The organism is Aliarcobacter thereius LMG 24486 (genome assembly GCF_004214815.1).
Taxonomy (GTDB): domain Bacteria; phylum Campylobacterota; class Campylobacteria; order Campylobacterales; family Arcobacteraceae; genus Aliarcobacter; species Aliarcobacter thereius.
In genome coordinates this window covers 1,375,471-1,394,815 of record NZ_CP035926.1, presented here as the reverse complement: position 1 = coordinate 1,394,815, position 19,345 = coordinate 1,375,471, and the positions used below count along the sequence as shown (strand labels likewise).

Annotated in this window: 24 protein-coding genes; 17 read left to right on the top strand and 7 right to left on the bottom strand. The window is 25.1% G+C overall.

Annotation, left to right across the window (positions count from 1 at the left end; all coding sequences use genetic code 11):
- The first annotated feature begins 15 nt into the window (after window positions 1–15).
- The 4 genes from ATH_RS07235 to ATH_RS07220 all read left to right on the top strand — a co-directional run bounded on the left by ATH_RS07235 (window position 16) and on the right by ATH_RS07220 (window position 2,504).
- Window positions 16–1,002, top strand: a complete 987-nt coding sequence (locus ATH_RS07235; protein ID WP_066187565.1) for a replication initiation protein — start codon at window positions 16–18, stop codon at window positions 1,000–1,002.
- A gap of 264 nt (window positions 1,003–1,266) precedes the next feature.
- Entirely contained in the window at window positions 1,267–1,455 is a 189-nt protein-coding gene (locus tag ATH_RS07230; protein ID WP_066187560.1) for a hypothetical protein, read from the top strand.
- 95 nt (window positions 1,456–1,550) lie between these two features.
- Entirely contained in the window at window positions 1,551–1,742 is a 192-nt protein-coding gene (locus ATH_RS07225; protein WP_066187557.1) for a helix-turn-helix transcriptional regulator, read from the top strand.
- 249 nt (window positions 1,743–1,991) lie between these two features.
- Window positions 1,992–2,504: a tetratricopeptide repeat protein gene (locus ATH_RS07220; RefSeq protein ID WP_066390169.1), complete on the top strand. Its 513-nt coding sequence runs from the start codon at window positions 1,992–1,994 to the stop codon at window positions 2,502–2,504.
- A gap of 20 nt (window positions 2,505–2,524) precedes the next feature.
- Here ATH_RS07220 and ATH_RS07215 read toward each other — a convergent pair whose 3' ends face one another.
- The 5 genes from ATH_RS07215 to ATH_RS07195 all read right to left on the bottom strand — a co-directional run bounded on the left by ATH_RS07215 (window position 2,525) and on the right by ATH_RS07195 (window position 5,658).
- Window positions 2,525–2,929 carry a hypothetical protein gene (locus tag ATH_RS07215; protein WP_066390171.1) on the bottom strand — a complete coding sequence of 135 codons (405 nt, stop codon included), beginning with the start codon at window positions 2,927–2,929 and terminating at the stop codon, window positions 2,525–2,527.
- A gap of 92 nt (window positions 2,930–3,021) precedes the next feature.
- Window positions 3,022–3,513, bottom strand: coding sequence for a hypothetical protein (locus tag ATH_RS07210; RefSeq protein WP_066390173.1), 492 nt, complete (start codon window positions 3,511–3,513; stop codon window positions 3,022–3,024).
- A gap of 11 nt (window positions 3,514–3,524) precedes the next feature.
- Window positions 3,525–3,830: a hypothetical protein gene (locus ATH_RS07205; RefSeq protein ID WP_066181619.1), complete on the bottom strand. Its 306-nt coding sequence runs from the start codon at window positions 3,828–3,830 to the stop codon at window positions 3,525–3,527.
- Window positions 3,827–5,404 carry a PepSY-associated TM helix domain-containing protein gene (locus ATH_RS07200; RefSeq protein WP_066181624.1) on the bottom strand — a complete coding sequence of 526 codons (1,578 nt, stop codon included), beginning with the start codon at window positions 5,402–5,404 and terminating at the stop codon, window positions 3,827–3,829. Before ATH_RS07200 ends, ATH_RS07205 begins: the two co-directional genes overlap by 4 nt.
- Before the next feature lie 104 nt (window positions 5,405–5,508).
- Window positions 5,509–5,658 carry a TonB-dependent receptor gene (locus tag ATH_RS07195; protein WP_119184215.1) on the bottom strand — a complete coding sequence of 50 codons (150 nt, stop codon included), beginning with the start codon at window positions 5,656–5,658 and terminating at the stop codon, window positions 5,509–5,511.
- A gap of 133 nt (window positions 5,659–5,791) precedes the next feature.
- Here ATH_RS07195 and ATH_RS07190 point away from each other — a divergent pair, with 133 nt between their 5' ends.
- A complete protein-coding gene (locus tag ATH_RS07190) occupies window positions 5,792–6,184 on the top strand; it encodes an ATP-binding protein (protein ID WP_066181627.1) in 393 nt (130 codons plus the stop codon).
- Window positions 6,185–6,188: 4 nt separating this feature from the next.
- Here ATH_RS07190 and ATH_RS07185 read toward each other — a convergent pair whose 3' ends face one another.
- Together ATH_RS07185 and ATH_RS07180 are read right to left on the bottom strand one after the other, a co-directional pair.
- Complete coding sequence (locus ATH_RS07185) at window positions 6,189–6,617, bottom strand: DUF411 domain-containing protein (protein ID WP_066181630.1); 429 nt, start codon at window positions 6,615–6,617, stop codon at window positions 6,189–6,191.
- A 47-nt stretch (window positions 6,618–6,664) separates the two neighbouring features.
- Window positions 6,665–7,435 carry an NUDIX hydrolase gene (locus ATH_RS07180; protein WP_066181633.1) on the bottom strand — a complete coding sequence of 257 codons (771 nt, stop codon included), beginning with the start codon at window positions 7,433–7,435 and terminating at the stop codon, window positions 6,665–6,667.
- Window positions 7,436–7,557: 122 nt separating this feature from the next.
- On the opposite strand from ATH_RS07180, the gene ATH_RS07175 reads away from it, so the two are divergent.
- From ATH_RS07175 to ATH_RS07120, 12 genes are all read left to right on the top strand, one after another.
- The gene (locus ATH_RS07175) at window positions 7,558–9,024 is read left to right on the top strand and encodes a type II secretion system protein GspD (RefSeq protein WP_167542997.1); all 1,467 of its coding nucleotides are present in this window, start codon (window positions 7,558–7,560) and stop codon (window positions 9,022–9,024) included.
- A gap of 30 nt (window positions 9,025–9,054) precedes the next feature.
- Window positions 9,055–9,948, top strand: a complete 894-nt coding sequence (locus ATH_RS07170) for a radical SAM/SPASM domain-containing protein (RefSeq protein WP_066390175.1) — start codon at window positions 9,055–9,057, stop codon at window positions 9,946–9,948.
- Window positions 9,941–10,711: an EI24 domain-containing protein gene (locus ATH_RS07165; RefSeq protein WP_066390176.1), complete on the top strand. Its 771-nt coding sequence runs from the start codon at window positions 9,941–9,943 to the stop codon at window positions 10,709–10,711. Before ATH_RS07170 ends, ATH_RS07165 begins: the two co-directional genes overlap by 8 nt.
- The gene (locus tag ATH_RS07160; RefSeq protein ID WP_066390177.1) at window positions 10,708–11,463 is read left to right on the top strand and encodes an inositol monophosphatase family protein; all 756 of its coding nucleotides are present in this window, start codon (window positions 10,708–10,710) and stop codon (window positions 11,461–11,463) included. Before ATH_RS07165 ends, ATH_RS07160 begins: the two co-directional genes overlap by 4 nt.
- Before the next feature lie 25 nt (window positions 11,464–11,488).
- Window positions 11,489–11,743, top strand: a complete 255-nt coding sequence (locus tag ATH_RS07155; RefSeq protein ID WP_066171695.1) for a YfhL family 4Fe-4S dicluster ferredoxin — start codon at window positions 11,489–11,491, stop codon at window positions 11,741–11,743.
- Entirely contained in the window at window positions 11,743–13,212 is a 1,470-nt protein-coding gene (locus tag ATH_RS07150; RefSeq protein WP_066390178.1) for a Ppx/GppA phosphatase family protein, read from the top strand. Before ATH_RS07155 ends, ATH_RS07150 begins: the two co-directional genes overlap by 1 nt.
- Window positions 13,209–14,216 (top strand): lipopolysaccharide heptosyltransferase I, encoded by a 1,008-nt coding sequence (gene waaC, locus ATH_RS07145; RefSeq protein ID WP_066390180.1) that lies wholly within the window; start codon window positions 13,209–13,211, stop codon window positions 14,214–14,216. Before ATH_RS07150 ends, waaC begins: the two co-directional genes overlap by 4 nt.
- On the top strand, window positions 14,201–15,106 hold the full coding sequence (locus ATH_RS07140) for an LpxL/LpxP family acyltransferase (protein WP_066390181.1): 906 nt from the start codon (window positions 14,201–14,203) through the stop codon (window positions 15,104–15,106). Before waaC ends, ATH_RS07140 begins: the two co-directional genes overlap by 16 nt.
- Window positions 15,096–15,446: a diacylglycerol kinase gene (locus tag ATH_RS07135; protein WP_066386631.1), complete on the top strand. Its 351-nt coding sequence runs from the start codon at window positions 15,096–15,098 to the stop codon at window positions 15,444–15,446. The genes ATH_RS07140 and ATH_RS07135 overlap by 11 nt, the downstream gene beginning before the upstream one ends.
- Window position 15,447: 1 nt before the next feature.
- The gene (locus tag ATH_RS07130; RefSeq protein ID WP_083199956.1) at window positions 15,448–17,301 is read left to right on the top strand and encodes a DUF3413 domain-containing protein; all 1,854 of its coding nucleotides are present in this window, start codon (window positions 15,448–15,450) and stop codon (window positions 17,299–17,301) included.
- Window positions 17,302–17,528: 227 nt separating this feature from the next.
- Entirely contained in the window at window positions 17,529–18,557 is a 1,029-nt protein-coding gene (locus tag ATH_RS07125) for an O-antigen ligase family protein (protein WP_165595947.1), read from the top strand.
- Window positions 18,554–19,339: a glycosyltransferase family 2 protein gene (locus ATH_RS07120; RefSeq protein WP_066386647.1), complete on the top strand. Its 786-nt coding sequence runs from the start codon at window positions 18,554–18,556 to the stop codon at window positions 19,337–19,339. Before ATH_RS07125 ends, ATH_RS07120 begins: the two co-directional genes overlap by 4 nt.
- The last annotated feature ends 6 nt before the right edge of the window (window positions 19,340–19,345 follow it).

Below are 19,345 nucleotides of genomic sequence, written 5' to 3'. Positions count from 1 at the left end.
ATTTAAGATTTTAAAATGGAATTAGTACGAATAAGTAAAAAAGAGAGTAAAGATTTGATATACAAATCGAATAATCTAATCAATAGTAAATATAATATTACTTTAACTCAAGCTAGATTTATAGCCTTTGTTAGTAGCCTTATAAATGCTTATGATAAAGACTTTTTTACTTATAGTGTAAGAATTCCAGTAATTTTAGATTTTTTAGAAATAGAAAGAAAAAATATAAACTGGTTAAGTGAGAGTTTAAAACAACTTCTTACAACTATGGTTTGCTTACAAAATAGTGAGAAAGTAGAAGAGTACACGACATTTTTAAGTCATTTTAAACTTGATAAGGCAAATGATATTTTAGAGTTTAGTTTTCATAGTTCTTTAAAATCACACTATTTACAGCTTAAAAACAATTTTACAAAACTCAAGCTAGAGCAATATTCTAAATTTGAAAGTGTTTATACACTTAGGTTTTATGAGTGGTTAGAGTACAACTCAAGCCTTTATGAAACTTACAAAAACCCAAAATATAGCAATATTGAGATAAGTGTAGATGAGTTAGTAAATAAGTTTACAAGTAGTTATAACAACAAAAAAAGAGTTTTTGAAGTGCCTAGTAGTTACAAGCTATATAAAAACTTTAAGGGAAAAGTTTTAGAAGTGGCTAAAAACGAATTAAAAACCAAGTTTGATATATTCTTTGAATATGAAGAGATTAAAGCAAATAGAGCTGTTAAAAGCTTGAGAATCACTATATTTAAAAATAGTGATAGGATAAGAAGTAATTTTAAAGAAAATTATAAAAAAAATCTTCAAATTTCAAGTAAACACAAACAAATAGCTCAAGAACAAATAAAAAGAAGTATTGCAAGAGCCGAAAATATAAAAGACCCTTTGAAATATGAACAAAAACTTTATCAAAAATTTTTACAAGGGACTTTAAATTTTGATAGTGATTTGCAGGAAATAAACAAAGAGCTAGATACAAAAATATTTAACTCTATTTAGATACTAAAAAAGTAGCCACAAGTTCTAAAAAAGTAGCCGATAGAGTAAAAAAGCTTCTAAAAAAGTAGCCGTAGGTTCTAAAAAAGTAGCCGATAGAGTAAAAAAGCTTCTAAAAAAGTAGCCGTAGGTTCTAAAAAAGTAGCCGATAAAACTCTCTAGTTACCATAAAATGGCACTTTTGACTCTGCTAAATAATTAAATACTAATATGTAAAATAAGAAAATACATAGTAGTACCAAAAAAATAAATTAAAGGAGAATAGAAATGAATGAAAAAAAAGATTTAGAAAAAGTAACAAAAGAGCTGGAAGTATTAAAAAAAGATTATGACAAGATGTTCTTAGAAGTTTTAAATACAAATTTAAAATTAAAATCTATGGGATATTTATTAAAAGAATTTGCAATAAATACACCAATGTTTGATTTTAGAGAAAAAGATATTATTGAAGTTTAAAGCAATGTGCAAGAATTTATAGAGAGCATAGGTTTAATGATGATTGATAATTCAAACACTTTACAAAAAATTATAGATTATGAGGGGTGCAGATAATGAAAGAACTTGAGAAACAAACACCAAAATATATGAGAGCAAAAGACTTGGCAAAGCATTTAGGAATAGGTTTATCTACGGTGTGGCTTTTTGCCAAACAAGGAAGAATAACACCTAAAAAGATAACTCCAAAAATAACTGTATTTAATATCGAAGAAGCAGAAAAAAGTCTTTTAGTAGATAGAAAGTAAAGTTCTAAATACTTTACTTTTTTGATATACTTCTTTTTAAATAATCATTTATAAACTACAAATAAAACTTATTTTTGGGTATTAAAATGGGTGGTTGTAGTATTTTCATTTTAAATAAGCATCTACAAATGAAGGTTTTATGCTAGATGTTAGAATTCTCTACCTTTTATTTAATTTTCTTTTATGAGTTAAATTGTAGAATTCCAGCCTTTTATTTTTTTAAATAAATTATGTAATTAAAGGAATAATATGAAAAAACTATTAATAAGTTTAAGTTTGTTTGTAAATTTAGTATTTGGGACAAGCTTTGATGATGCATTTGATGCTTTTGCAAAAGCTGATTATGATAAAGCATTTAAACTATTTGAAGAGTTAGAAAAAAGTGGAGATATAAATGCTCAATTTTATTTAGGACTTTTTTACTATGATGGAAAAGGTGTAGCAAAAAACTATGAAAAAGCTATAGAACTATATGAAAAAGCAGCAAATCGTGGAGATGCTGATTCTCAATATAATTTAGGGCTTATATATGTTGAGGGAATTGCTACTAAACAAGATTATGAAAAAGCTAAGTATTGGTGGGAAAAAGCAGCAGCACAAAAATACAATAGTGCAGAGTTTAATTTAGGAATTATGTATGAAAATGCTGAAGGTGTAAAAGAGGATAAAACTCTAGCTAAACAATGGTATAAAAAAGCTTGTAATAATGGACTTGAAGATGCTTGTAGTGCTTATGAAGATTTAGATAAACAAGGTTTTTAGTAAAATATATTCAAAGAGTTTTAAAACTCTTTGAGCTCTTCTTTAAAGTTTGCAAAAGCAGCTTCAACACTTGGAATAGTTTTATACAAAGTTTTTGTTTGTTTGATATTTTTTGTTTTTAAATCACATATTAGAATTCTAAAACTAGAACCAATAAATGGCTCAACAACACAAATAATTTTATCTTCAATTTGTCTTGTAGTATAAACTGTACCTTGAATAGATTTAAAAAAATATTTTGGATAAGAAAGAGGAGTTATCTCTACAATATCAATAGAATCTTGTTTATCCAATGTTTTGAGTGTTTTCATAGCATCTTCATAAGTTTTAAACTGAACACACCAATCATCAAAGTTTTTATTAAAATGAATTAAATCTTCATCAAGAAAACCACCAGCTAAAAATTGTAAAGCAAAAATAGACACAAAATACCTTTAAAATATAGTTTAAAGGGCGGATTTTAACACAAGTTATATTTATAAATAGAAAGAAGAAATACTATTTTCTTCTTTTAAAACTATTTTCTTATATTTTCTATAATTTTATTCGTATTTTTATTGCTAAGAAATATTGTAAATAAAAAGAGTAAGAGTGCTAAAATAAAAAATATTATTGTAAGAGTATCCCACTCATGTTCATCGTGTTTTTCTTTTGATAGTTTTGCTAAAACTTCATCAGCTTTTATCATATGTTCTTTTTTGAAACCTTCTAGTGGAGCAATACCTTTTTCCACTAAAACTTCAAACTCTGCATCAAGAACAACTTGATATGGCTCTTTTGGAATATCAATAGTCAATTTACTCTCTTTAGGAAGTCTTTGTTTAAATAAAACATCACCACTTATTAAAGACTCAATTCTTATTAAAGCTCCTGCTAAACCTTGATTATGCTCTTCATTTCCAATTATTGTAATTGTGTTATTTTTATTATCTACTATTTCTAATATTAACTCATCATGAGCAAATAAGTTTCCTACTAAAGCAAAAAGTATAAATATTTTTTTTAACATATTATTTCTCCTTAAATGTTATAAAGTATTATTAAAATTATTGAAAATATTAAGCTTGGAATAGTGCATCTTAATAGTGCTATATATTTTGATTTTGATAAAGATATCCAAAGTGCAACACTTGCCCAAGCAAAAGTATTTAATAATAATGGAACAACAATAGATTCTCCAGCACTTCCAGGAATAATAAATACTAAAAGAGTCATTCCTAAATATGCAAGAAGAAGTCCACCAAATATAGAACAAATAGTTCTAAATAATCCTATTTTTTTACCACTTTTTTCTACTATTTTTAGATTATTTATATACTGTTTCATTCTTTACCTTTTAATAAAAATTTATCAATATCATATTTTCTTGTTGGTAGTTTTTTTGCAAGTATTAATAAAATTAAACCAAAAATAAATAGTGCAATATCAACTGACAAAATCGTATAAAGTTTTGAAGAATACAATTCAATAGGAGTAAACCCACTATTTATAAAGTGAATTATAGGGCTAAGAATAAATAAAACTCCACCAATATATAAAAACTCTTTTGCTGTTTTATAAGAGTTTAATCTATAAAAACTCCAAGTTAAAGTTGCTATCCAAAAAGTTGCAAATAGACCTTTTTGAATTAAAACTCTATCTTCTAAATGAAATGGTAATAACCATTGTAAAACAAACAATAATCCAGTAGCAGGAATTACCCCAATCATAACTGCTAATGATAATTTCCCATATCCTTGATAAATATTATTTTCATTTGAGAATTTTCTTGATTTTTTCTCTAAATATAATAAGTTTCCAAAACCTATTGCAAATATAGCAAAAGTCATTAGAGTAAGAATAAAAAACCTAGTAAATGTATCAACACCAAATAAAAAGTGTAAGAAATATATACTATCGTAAAAAATTCCACTCCAATGCTTATCCAAAACTTTTTGTTGATGAATTAAACTACCATCAGCACCACTTAAAGTAAGATATGGTTTGTTTGAAATACCATTTAAAAAAGGCATATATGGATTGTATCCTTCAAATTTTGCTATTGCACTACTATCATTCCAATTTGTTATTCTAACTCTTTGAAAATCAATTTGAGGTGCTATATCTTTTGCAATTTTAAGAAGTTCGTTTATAGGAAGCATTTGCACAAGATTGTTTTTTAATTCTAATCTTTCTTGTTGAGGAAATAAAACAGGACCTGTTAAGTCCCAAATTTCATGAGTATCTCCTTTTGAAGCAATATAAGTCATTGGTGCTGAACCTTTATAACCTATATTTAAAAGAGCTCCTGTTAGAGTAATTATTATAAAAGGTGCAAATACCCAAATAAATATCTTTCTATGCCATTTTGAGAATTTACTAGCTTTGGTTCGGGCATTGTTTTTATAATTTATTTTAAATACTAAATATACTCCACCAATCACCAAAAACATAACTCCAACAGCCATAAAACCAAAAGTTAAAAGACCAAAATCTTTAAAAGGTCTTCCATAGTGCATAGTATTTAAAAACCAAGCAAGTTCTGATAAATCACCTTCATTTTCTACTTCTTCTAAAGTATTTGGATTAAATATTTTTGTTTTTACAAATTGTGTGCTTATTTTTAATGCAGGATCATTCATATATCCTGGAAATGTAATAGTAATTGGATTTACTTTTGGATATTCTTTATCTGCTAAAACTGGGTCTATCATCGCTCCATAGTTAATTGTTGTTATATCTGCCATTTTAAAATGTCGTGAAGGCTTTTCCCAAACTTGAATATAAGGAAGCAAAATAGCAAAAATTCCAAAAAATACTGCTATATACATAAGTAAAGAAAAACTTATCCCAGTTACAACGTGAACTCGTTGTAACATTTGTTTAAAAAGTTTTTCTTCTTCTTCTTTTTTTAATATCATAATTTATTTAACTCCTTTATAATAAAAAATAATTTTAATAATCTATATCAGTCTATAAGATAAAAAGATTTAATAAAAACGGACATAATTCTAAATTTTCTCAGTTAAAATTGATATTTCATATTGAAATTTATATTACTAGGCTCTCCATAAACCATAGAGTTTGCTCCAATTCCATCATAATATTTTTTATCAAATAAATTATTTACATTTAATTGAAAATCTAAATTTCTACTTGCTTTATATCCAGCCATTAAATCAGTAGTTACAAAAGCATCTTGAGTAATTTTAGTTGTACCATTTCCTAATTTTACAGATTTTTATAAACCAAATAAACAAAAATCCATTTTTTTAATAAGTGAAGCAATAAATAAAGCAATTTATATAATGAAAGCAATATTAGAAGATAAAAAGATAGATATAGAGTTTGAAATCATAAAAGATAAAGAGATAAACTCTTATAAAAATGACTATTCACAAGTAGTTTTAAATCTTATAACAAATTCAAAAGATGCTTTAATACTTAACAAAATAGAAGAACCAAAAATAAAAATAGTTTTAGATTTAGAAGAAGAAAAATCAATATTAAAAGTTTTTGATAATGCTGGAGGAATAGATAAGAAATATTCTGAACTGATTTTTGATCCCTATTTCACTACAAAAGATAAAGGTAGTGGAATAGGGCTTTATATGTCAAAAATGATAATTGAAACTCACTTTAAAGGAGAAATAAAAGCTCAAAATATAGAAGATGGAGTTGTTTTCTTACTTAAAGTTTAATCTTTTAATGAGATTCATAAACTCCAGTTGTCCCATCTTTATTTATATATAAAATATCATAAGGCTCTTTTATATTATCTTGTTCCATTCCAGGACTTCCAATTGGCATTCCAGGAACTGTAATTCCTATAATATCTGGCTTTTCTTCAAGCATTCTTTTGATTGCACTATAATTTACATGACCTTCAACTACATATCCATCTACAAAAGCTGTATGACAAGAAGCTTGTCCAGCTTGTAAACCAGCTTTTTGTTTTATTGTATTTACATCATTTGTGTTTATTGCTTTTATATTAAAGCCTTCTTTTTTCATAATATCTATCCACTCTGTACAGCAACCACAATAAGGAGATTTAAAAACAGTCATTGTTTTATTTTCCATGGCAAAAATGAAATTTGATAATAGTAGTAGAGAAAAAATAGTTTTTTTCATATTTTAGATCCTTTTTTGCCTAAAATATTACTTTCTTTGTGTGTAGTTTATGTGTAGTTCAAAAAATATAGTTCAAATTCGTTTTTAATATGCAATAAAATAGGAGTTTGTGCTTTATATAAACCAGCTTCATTTAGTGCAGATTTTACGATAGTTTTTGTGTAAAGATGAATATCATCTTTTTTAAACATTTCATCAATATTCAACCAAATAGCCTCTTTTATTTCAGCTTTATCTTTTATTTCTATTTTACTACTTTTTGCTTTTGCCAAACAAAGTATATAAAAATTTGATTTCCCAAATTGATGAGGATAAAAATGACCCAAAGAGATAACTTTTTCAAGTTCAGCTACAATTCCAGTCTCTTCATATACTTCTCTGCTTAAAGCACTTGAAATCATTTCAGCATCATCAACATGCCCACCTGGAAGTTTAAAAAATTGATCTCTTAATTGCTCTTTTATTAAAAGAATCTCATTTTTACTATTTATAACAACAGCACCAACTCCTAAAGTATGATTTGCCAAGTTTGGTACAATTGCTCCCTCTTTTAAAACTTTTACAAGCATTAAATACTCTTTAAAGCAGGTATGAAAAGTGAATCCAAGATTTGTAAGAATTGGAATAAGATGAGAGTTTTTTATATCTACATATATCCAGATTAAATTTTTATTATTTTTTGTATCTTCTATTAAAAGTTTTATGTTTTTTTCAAAATCATCTACTAAAGATGAATAACTATCTTTATCAATAGTTACTCCATTGTAAGGATCAATAGTTGTTTTAAAATTTGCAATATACTCAATACTTGATTTCATTTTTTACCTTAAATATTTTATAGTTCAATTATAACAAAATAAAATTTAACTTAATTTTCATTTGCAAAAAACTCTTTTTTAGCTATCATATAAAGCTTTTCTTTTTAATTTAGGGGGAAATTTTGAAGAATTTAGTACTACTTTTTATTTATGTAAATATTTTTATAAAATCTCATCTTTTTGCAGAAGAGATAAATATAAACTTTTCAAAGCTAAAGTTAAATGAGTTAATCAAAATAAGTTCACAAATATTAAATAAAGATATATTAATGAGTGAAAATTTCGATATTGAAATAAATTATATCTCTTCAAATAGTATAAAAAAATCTGAACTATTTAATATTTTAAATGCAATATTAGAAGAACAAGGGTACTTTTTGGAAGATTTTAACTCTTTTTATAAGATTTCTAAAAAAAGTAATTCTACAAATTTTACAAAAGAGATATTAATATATGAATTAAAAAATAGTGAAGTGCAAACAGTATTTAAAATCCTTGAAGAGCTTATTTCAAAACAAGATAATCAAAAAGCAATTATTACAAAAAATGATGAAACAAACTCAATAATAATATTTGCAAACTCTTTAGAACTTAAAAGCTATGAAAAATTAATAAATAGTTTGGATAAAGAGAAATTGCAAGTCTATATTGAAGCAAAAATTATAGAAGTAAATAATGAACTTGTAAATAATGTAGGAGTCTCTTATGGACTTACAGCAGCTTCAAGTTCAAGTGGAGGAATTGTAGCTTTGAGCACAAAATTAAATGGTGGTTCAAGTGCGATTGACAGTGCAATTTCAGCTTTAGGAATTGATATAAAAAATCAAAACCTAAAAAGTGGAATATCTTTGGCTGCAAGTTTAAATCTTTTAAATCAAAAAGGAGCTTTGGATATTGTATCTGAGCCTTCAATTTTAGCAATAAACAATAAAGAGAGCTTTATTTATGTAGGAGAGAAAATCTCAATGCAGACTTCAAATAGCATAACAGATGGAGGAACAAGTAAATCAAACTATGAAAGAGAAGATGTAGGGCTTACACTAAAGGTAAAACCAAGAATTTCAGAAGAAAATAGAGTGATTTTAGAGATAAATGCTTTACTAGAAGGACTGAAAATAAATTCAGTAGGAGTTGGAGAAAATCCTGATACTTTAAAAAAAGAGATAAGTACAAGTGTTATTTTAAACAATGGAGAGAGTGTAATAATTGGTGGTTTAATAGAAAATAAAAATGAGAATCTAGAAGATAAAGTACCTTTCTTAGGAGATATTCCATTTATTGGTGCACTTTTTAGAAATCAATATACAAAAAACAAGAAAAGCAATTTAGTTGTAATTGTAACTCCATATATTGTTCCAAAAGATGAAGGAGTTAGTTTTATTAGAGAAAAACTATCAAAGCTAAAAGATATAGAAGATAAGTTTTTAGCTCAAAGTTTAGAAAACTTAGAAAAAGAACAAGAAAATATAAAATATAAAAAAGAGAAATTTGTAAAAAATGATGAAATAATAGAATCAAATAGAGGAAAAACAGAAGAAAGATACCAAAAATTCCTAAAATCATTAGAACCTCAAAGTGATAGTTTCTGAATATTTGTTATAATTAGCCAAAAAAAAGGAATGAAGATAAACAAGTTTAGAAAAGTTCATATAGAACTTACAAATATTTGCAATCTTAAATGTACTTTTTGTCCTCCAAAATTGCACCCAAACAAAGTTATGGATTTAGAGCTTTTTGATAGATTGAATTTTGAGCTAAAAGAGTTTACAAATGAACTTGCTTATCATATTGTTGGAGATCCCTTAGTTCTAGGAAATCTAAATGAGTATTTAGATATTAGTAAAAAACATAATCTAAAAGTAAATATCACAACAACAGCAAATAATATTTCAAATAGACATTATGAAACGCTATTGAATAGCACAATAAAGCAGATTAATTTTTCACTAAATTCATATAATGCAAATTCACATAAAAAGAGTTTTCAAGAATATTTAGAACCAATTTTAAACTTTGTAAAATATGCACAAGAGAAAAATCACGAATATTTTATAAATTTTAGGATTTGGAATTTAGATGAAGAAAAAAGTGCAAAAGAGTTTAATAAAAAGGTTTTTGATAGTTTAAATATATTTTTTGAACTAGATTTAAATATAGATGAGATATATGAAAATAGACCAAAAAACATAAGAGTAGCTAGAAAAATATTTATAAACTTTGATGAATATTTTGTTTGGCCAAGTTTGAAAAATGAAGTAGTGAGTAAAAGTGGTTTTTGTCATGGTTTAAGTTCTCATTTTGGAATATTGTCAAATGCTTCAGTTGTTCCTTGTTGTTTAGATTTAGATGCAAGTATAAATTTGGGAAATATTGAAAATAATAGTATAAAAGAGATTTTAAATTCAAATAGAGCAAAAGATATGATAAATGGATTTAAAAAAAATATTTTAGTAGAAGAACTTTGCCAGAAATGTGAATATAGAACTAGATTTGAAAAGGATAGAAATGAATGAAATAGAACTTATAAGTAAAAGTGTAAAAGATTTTTTCTCTTCATCAATGCTTAAAATAGCACTTGTACCACTTATTTTGACTATGGTACTTTTATATATTATGTTTTTTACTTTTGCAGGTTTTGGAATAGAAGGCTTAAAGCTTATTGCAGAAAATGCACAAAGTAATGGAGAGATAATAATTGATGAAAATTTACCATTTTATACAGTTTGGTTTACATATTTTCTTGTTTTTATATTTAAATACTCAATCACAGCGTGGATAGCTGGGTTTTTATTTTATACAGTAGGAACAATATTTATTTTTCATATCTCTATAATATTTACACTACTAATAATTGGTTTTTTGACTCCTTTAATTGTTGGAAATCTTCATAAAAAATATTATTCACATTTGGAACTAAAAGCTTTTGGAAATATTCTTAATGCTACAACAACTACCTTAAAAGCAATATTTGTTATGTTGTTTTTGTATATTTTATTTATTCCTTTATATTTTATTCCTCTTATAAATTTACTAGCTTTTTATCTTCCTTTATATTATTTCTTTCATAAATTATTAAATTTTGATGTAGCTTCAACAATATTAAGTAAAGATGAATATGAAAAAATTTATACAAAAAATTCAAGCTATTTTAGACTTAGAACTTTGGGACTCTATTTTATATCAACTATTCCATTTATAACACTTTTTGTGGCAGTTTTTTATGTGATATATTTAAGTCATTTATATTTTATAAAATTAGAAGAGCTTAGAAAATGAGTTACAATTTAGAAAAATTAACAAATAGTATAAAAGAAGCAAATATTGAAGTTTTTGAGTATTTCACAAACAAACTAAGTAAAGATGATTTTTTATTTAGTTCTCAAATTGGTTTTGGTGGAGATAACTCGTTAAATGCTGATATTGTTTTTGAAAATATATTTATAAAACATTTAGAAAAGTATGGAAATATATTAAGTGAAGAGTGTGGATTTATAGATAAACAAAAAGATATAACTTTTGTTATAGACCCACTTGATGGAAGTAATAACTTCTATTCAGATTTACCATATTTTGGAACATCTATTGCAATAAGATATAAAGATGAGGTAATAGCTGGATTTGTAGCAAATTTAGCAAATAAAACTATGGTTTATAGAGTTGCAAATGATGAGATTAGATATTTTTCTTTGGATAAAAAAGAGAAGTTTATAAGAGTTTCAAATGATAAATCAAAAGTTGGAGTTTTTGAAAGAGGTTACAAATATCCAGAAATTTGTAAATTTTTAAATGATAAGAGATTTAAATTTAGAATCCTTGGAGCAACAGCTCTATCTTTAGCAAATGCAAAAGATTATGATTTTGTTTTATTTATTGGAGATTTAAGAGAGTTTGATTTGGAAGCTGGACTTTTTATAAGTAGTGATTTATATATTTATAAAGATGAAAAATTGGTTTTCGTGACAAAAAAAGAGAATTTTTATTATGATTTTAAAGAAAGTATTAAACAATTCTTGGATATAACTCCATAAAATTTTAAAATAACTAGGAAGAAATATGGCACTAATAATTATGGATGAATGTATTGCATGTGATGCTTGTAGAGAGGAGTGTCCAAATACAGCGATTGAAGAGGGAGATCCAATTTATATTATAGATCCAGACCGATGTACTGAGTGTGTGGGACATTATGAAGAACCACAATGTGTTGAAGTTTGTCCTGTTGACTGTATTATTTTAGATCCAGATAATGAAGAGACTATGGAAGAGTTGAAGTTCAAATATGAACAACTAATGGAAGAAGAGATTTAATGTCGAAAATTACAACAATCATAGACATTGGGTCAAACTCAATGCGAATGGTTGTTTTGGAAAAATCTAGCCGTTTTGCATTTAGTCTTATAAATGAGACTAAATCAAGAGTTAAAATTTCTGAAGGTTGCTATGAAAATGGTGGAAATCTTCAAGAAATTCCTATGCAAAGAGCTTATGAAGCTCTAAAATCATTTTTAAATATATCAAAAGCTTTAAATTCAAGAAAAATATTATGTGTTGCAACTTCAGCATTAAGAGATGCTCCAAACTCTAAAGTTTTTTTATCAAGAGTAAAAAAAGATTTAGGATTAAATATAAAAGTAATTGATGGAGAAAAAGAGGCTTATTATGGTGGAGTTGCTACTTCAAATTTGCTTCATGATGACGAGTTTGTAACAGTTGATATTGGTGGTGGAAGTACTGAATTTTGTTTTGTACAAAACAAAAAAATAGTAAAAACTATCTCACTTGATGTTGGAACTGTAAGATTAAGAGAGTTGTATTTTAATAAAAATGATGTAAAAGGTGCAGAAAAATATATACTTGAAAGCTTAAAGAAAGTTTTAAATAGTGGAATTGAAATTCCACAAAAAGTTGTAGGAATTGGTGGAAGTATTAGATTTTTATCAAAATTAATAATGCAAAGAAATGAATATCCGCTTGATATGATACATGCTTTTACATACAATGCAAAGAATGAGAAAAAACTTTTTTCTGATATTTTAAATACAAATTCAAATGAAGAACTAGAAGCACTTGGAGTAAAAAAAGATAGATTTGATACTATAAAAGAGGGTACTTTTATATTTAAAACAATAATTGATGCTTTAAATGTTTCACAAGTTGTTACTTCAGGAGTTGGAGTTAGAGAAGGTGTTTATTTAACTGATCTTCTAAGAAATCAAAATCATAGATTTCCAAATAATTTTAATATAAGTGTAAAAAGTCTTCTTGATAGATTTGAATTAAATCAAAAACAAAGTACATATTTGGGAAAAAACGCAAGAGCTATTTTTGAAGTTTTAAAACCTCTTCACAAGCTTGATGATAGCTTTATGCCTCTTTTAGTTGTTGCTTCAAAACTTCATTCAATAGGTACAAAACTAAACTTTTATAAATCAAATGATAATGCTTTTGATTTTATTTTAAATGGATTAAACTATGATTTTCAACACACTTCAAGAGTGACTGTTGCATATATTTTAAAGTTTTCTAAAAAGTCTTTACCAAAAGAGATAGATATTTTAAAATATAAAGAGCTTCTACCAAGTTTAGAAAAATTACAATGGTTGTCTTTTATGCAAGCATTAAATTTAGGTATAAATATAGATTTCTCTTCACCAAAAGTTAAATATGAATTAGTTGAAAGAAAGCTAAAATTGGATTTAGAAAATAGTTCATTTATGGTAAATTCACATATAGAAAAATTAGAACTTCCAAATGGAATAGAAATAGAGATTTTATGAAAAGAATCGCTATTGTAAAGCTCTCAGCTATGGGAGATATAATTCATGCAATGAGTGCTTTGCAATTTATAAAAAAACACAATCCAAATCTACAAATTGATTGGTTTGTAGAAAAAGCTTTTTCAAAAGTTTTACAATACAATCCAGATATAAATAATATTTATGAAGTGAATTTAAAAGCTATAAAAAAAGATAAAAAAGAGATTTTTAATCAAATAAAACTTATAAAAGAGTATAGTAAAAATAACTATGATTTAGTAATTGATGCTCAAGGTCTTATAAAATCAGCACTTGTGAGTTTTTTTCTTACTAAAAATAGAGCAGGGTTTTGTAAAAACTCTACAAGAGAAGGATTAGCTTCTATTTTTTATAAAAATAAAATAAGTATAGAATATGAGAAAAATGTTATAGATAGAAACTGTTTTTTGCTTTCAAAAGCTTTGGATTTTTCTATAAGAAAAGAGGATATATTAAATAAAAAGCCTTTTTTATTTTTTGAAAATGAAGACGAAATAATATATGAGTATTTAAGTAATAATAAAAAAAATGTTTTACTTGTTGTTGGAGCTAGTTGGGATAGTAAAATGTACTCTAAAGAGAAATTTGTTAAAATAGTATCTTGTTTTGATGAAAATTTCATAATTGCATGGGGAAATGAGAAAGAAAAAGAGATTGCAGAGTTTATATCTAAAAACTCAAATGCAAAAGTTCTTCCAAAAATAGATTTAAATAGTTTAAAAGCACTTATTTCAAAAGTTGATTTAGTAGTAGGAAATGACACAGGACCAACTCATATGGCTTGGGCTTTAAATACTCCTAGTATTACAATCTTTGGAAATACTCCAGCATATAGAAATACATATACAACAAAAATAAACAAAACTATAAAATCAGAAAAAGAGGTAAATCCTCTAAAACTTGATAAAAATGATTTCTCTATTCAAAATATAGATGAAAAAAAGATAGTAAAAATGGCAAAGGAACTTTTATGTATAGAAAAATAGAAGATTATTTAATACTTTTTTTATATAATTTTTATCTATTACTTTTTAAAATTACTCCAAAATTTATAATGAAATATTTTTTAATATTTTTAGCATTTTTAGCCACAAAAATAAACAAAAAGCACTATAAAATAGCAAAAGCAAACCTTGATTTAGTATATAAAGATAGTTTAGATGAAGATAGAAAAAAAGAGATTATAAAAAATTCATATAAATCTTTGGCTTTTAATATGTATGAACATATAGAAAATCAAAGAGAAAATAAGGATATTTTATTTTCAAAAGCAAATATATTAAATAAAGATATCATAGAAAAAGCTTTTAAAGAGAATAGAAAAATAATATATATAACTGCACATTATGGTGGCTGGGAGATTACTTTACCATATATTGCTATGATGTTTGGAGAGATTGCAGTTGTAAATAGAAGAATGAATAATCCTCTTATGCAAAAGAAATATGAAGAAGCAAGAAGTAAAAATAAAATTACAATGCTAGATAAAAAAACAGCTGCAAAAGGTATGCTTATGGCTTTTAAAGAGAATAAAAGTATAGCCGTTGTAATTGATCAACATATTGGAACTGGGATAGAGATTGAATTTTTAGGACAAAGATGTTTAGCAACAGATTCAACAGCAAGAATGGCACTAAAATTTGATGCAATAATTATTCCAATATTCACAGTAAATAATGGTTTTAGAGATTGGACAATAGAGGTTCAAGAAGCAATTGATGTTAAAGAATTAGAGTTTAAAACTGAAGATAAAATCAAAGAACTTACACAAATTCAAAATGATATTGTTGCTAAGCAAATATTAAAAAAACCAGATTATTGGTTTTGGCAACACAAAAGATTTAAAGCATTCAACAAGGAAATATATGCACAATAAACCAAAATATAATTTTTTTAAAAATTGGAAATATGCGATAGATGGCTTAGTAACAGCTATAAAAACGGAAAGCTCTTTTAAGCTTGAACTATTTTGTGCAATATTTATTATTGCTGGTATTTTGTATATTGATACAAGTTTAACAAATAAGCTTATACTTCTTATAAGTGGTATTTTGGTTTTGATTGTTGAACTTATTAATTCTGCAATAGAAAATGTTGTTGATCTGTGTACAAAAGAGATTCACCCTTTAGCAAAAAATGCAAAAGATATTGGCTCAACTGCTGTTATGGTAACAATTACTTTGCATGTTGTTTGTTGGGTTTTTATAATAATTTAAAATGTTGGATAATAAAATGGATATAAAAAATAAAAATAAAGTTTTTCTTATATTTATTATTGTAAACATAATGTTGTCAATAATAATAATAAGTACAAATTTAGCTTTTTTACCAGATAATTCTTTTATAATTTCAGATATATTGTTTATGATAACTTCTACTTTCTCTCATGTTTCTATTTTAGTTTTGCTTTTTAGTCCTATAATATACATATCTTTAAGTTTTAAAAATATATTAAAATATATCGTTATAGGTTTTTCTTCTGCTTTATTAATATTACTTTTATATATAGATACAGTTGTTTTTTCTATATATAGGTTTCATATAAATTATACATTACTTGAATTAGTTTTATCAGGAGGTATAGTTGAATTTTCTGAGAATACAATATTTAAAGTTATTATTTCATTTATTTTAATACTATCTATAGAGATATTATTACTTATCTACATAGAAAGAAAAATAAATCTAGTAAAAAGGTATAAAATATCAAAATACTTTATAGTTATTCTAATATTATCATTTTTAGTATCTAGTGTAATGCATATATATGCATCTGCATATTCATATTCTCCTATAACTTCTTTTAGAAAATATTTACCTTTGTACTATCCTATAACTTCAAATTCTCTTATGAGAAAGCTTGGATTATTTGATGCAAATGAATATGAAAGAATAAAAGAATTAAAAAGAAGTTTTAATAATGATGTTAAATATCCAATCAGAACTCTTGATAAAAATGATAATATAGATTCTCCAAATATAGTTTTTATAGTTATTGATTCTTGGAGATATGATACATTTAATCAGAAAATAACTCCAAATTTATTTGAATATTCAAAGAATGGAATTGTTCTGAATAAACATATGTCTTCAGGAAACAGTACTAGAGCAGGATTATTTGGATTGTTTTATGGAATAACAAGCACATATTGGATGAGTATGTTAAATAATAATATAGCACCAATATTCATTGAAAGACTTCAAGAATTAGATTATCAAATAGGAATTTTTGCATCTGCAAAACTTCATAAGCCAGAGTTTGATAAAACTATTTTTAGAACTATTCCAAATCTGAGAATGGAATCAAATGGAAGTAAACCTTGGGAAAAAGATATTTCAATTACAAATGAATGGTTAGAATGGTATAAAAATAGAGATAAAAGTAAATCTAATTTTTCATTTCTATTTTATGATTCACCACATGGAACATCTTTTCCTGATGAATATCCAGATGTTATAGAACCTTACTCTGAAAATATAGATTATTTAAATCTTTCAAAAGATACTAATTCAGAAATATATTTTAATAGATATAAAACTAGTGTACATTATACAGATAGCTTAATAAAAAAAGTAATTAATAATTTAGAAGAAGATAATGCACTTGAAAATACTATAATAATAATAACTGGAGACCATGGAGAAGAGTTTAATGATAATAATGATGGTTATTGGGGACATAATAGTAACTTCACAAGTTATCAAGTACATGTACCATTTATAATTATAGATAACATTAATAAAAGCAGTCTATTATCTATAAATAAATCATTTTTAACAACACATAATGATATTGTACCAACACTTTTAAAAAACCATTTAGGAATACTAAATGATATAAAAGATTATTCTAGTGGAGTTGACCTTTATAAATATGATAAAAATAGAAATTGGATTTTATCTTCTAGTTATAGTAAATATGCAATAATAACAGGAGAAGAAATTTTTGAGATATCTGATATTGGTCAATATAGAATATATAATAATAGAAATAATGATATAAAGAATAAAGAAATATATAAAGAAATATATAAAGAAGCGTTAAAAGAAATTAGTAGATTTAACAAGTAAAAGATAAAAGGATTTCAATGAGATTAAATAAAAACATGGTATTAGATTTTAATAAAATAGTTTATTATTCATTAATAGTGTTTGCACTAGTATTACCATTGTCAAAGGCTGCAATAAGTTTTTTTATTTTTTGGTTTGTAATACTTATTATTTTTAAAAGAGACTATAGAAATTCTTTATATATAATAAAAAGCAATAAGATTTTTATATATATAAGTATATTTTTATTGTATATATTTATCAGTTGTTTATTTATTGATATAAATGAGAATACTTTAAGTCTTTTAGGTAAATATTGTTATTGGCTTTTAGTTCCTATACTTGTAGTTTTAATTGAAAAACAATGGATACATAAGATAATTGGTTCTTTTTTAGTAGGTATGTTTATTAGTGAAATAATCTCATATGGTATCTTTTTTGAGTTTTGGAGTTTAAAAGGATCTTCTCCTACAGCTCCTGCACCTTTTATGAATACTATTAGATATAGTGTTTTCTTAGCTTTTACTTCACTTATTCTTTTGTATAAAATCTTATTTGAAGATGATTCAATTAGAACAAAATTTTTTTTATTTCTATTTTTTCTAATTACAATGATAAATTTAATGATATCAACTGGAAGAACAGGTCAACTAGCTTTCTTTTTTACTTTATTTATTATATTTATTATGAGGTATAAAATTTCAATTAAGTCTTTTTTTCTTAGTACATTTTTCTTTATATTTATAGCTTTTAGTTCTTATTTTGGTATAGACCAATTTAAAATAAGAGTTGATCATGCAATTTCAGATGTAAACAAAGCTATTGATAAAAATGATTTTTATAGTTCATGGGGACTTCGAGCAAGTTTCTGGATTATAACTTATGATGCAATTAAAAATAAACCTTTATTTGGATACGGAGTGGGTAATCATACCTTAGCTACAAATGAGTTATTAAATGCAAATGAATATGGATATTTCTCAAAAGATGTTAGAGAATTTTTGGATGGCTCACATTTCCATAATCAATATTTAATGATATTAGTTGCAAATGGTTTTATTGGGTTATTAATATTTCTCTTAATGTGTTATAAAATATATAAATTAGAAATTGAAGATAAAACAATAAAGCACTATAGTGTAATTGGAATTACAGTGTTTATGATTGCATTTATTGCAGAACCTCATTTGGATTTCAAATTTACTTTGATGCTGTTTTTATTTATTATAAGCTTTTCAATAGCAGGGGCAAAAAAAAAAATAAAAGAGCTTAAATGAAAATATCTTTAATAATAACAACATATAATTGGAAAGAAGCTTTAAATGTAGTTTTAAAAAGTATCACAAAACAAACTATTTTGCCTGATGAAGTAATTATTGCAGATGATGGATCAAGAAATGATACAAAGGAATTAATAGAACAATGGGAGAAAATATTTCCAATACCTTTAACTCATAGTTGGCAAGAAGATAAGGGCTTTAGAGCAGCTGAGAGTAGGAATAAAGCCATTTCAAAAGCAACTGGAGATTATATTATAATGATAGATGGAGATATGATTCTATCAAAAAAGTTTGTTGAAGATTATAAGAGAAATGCGAAAAAAGGTTATTTTATTCAAGGTGGAAGAGTTGTTACTGATATTCATTGTAGTGAAAAACTAATTAATGATGATTATCTTCCAAGTTTATTTTCTAAAGGATTGAAAAATAGAAAAAATTGTATTTCAAATAAAATTTTGTCAAAAATATTTTCATATGAAAGAAATAGTGATAAGGGAACTAGAACTTGTAATTTTGGGTGTTGGAAAAGTGATATTATAGATGTAAATGGATTTAATAATGATTTTGTAGGATGGGGAAGAGAAGATAGTGAATTTGTAATAAGAATGCTAAATGCAGGTAAAAAAAGATTATATTTAAAGTTTGCAGCTGTTGCATTTCATTTATACCATAATGAAAATTCAAGAAAATCTCTCAAAGAAAATGATATATTACTATTAAATACAATTGATAAAAAATTAACATATTGTAAAAATGGTATAAATAAATTTTATGAATAAGGAAAA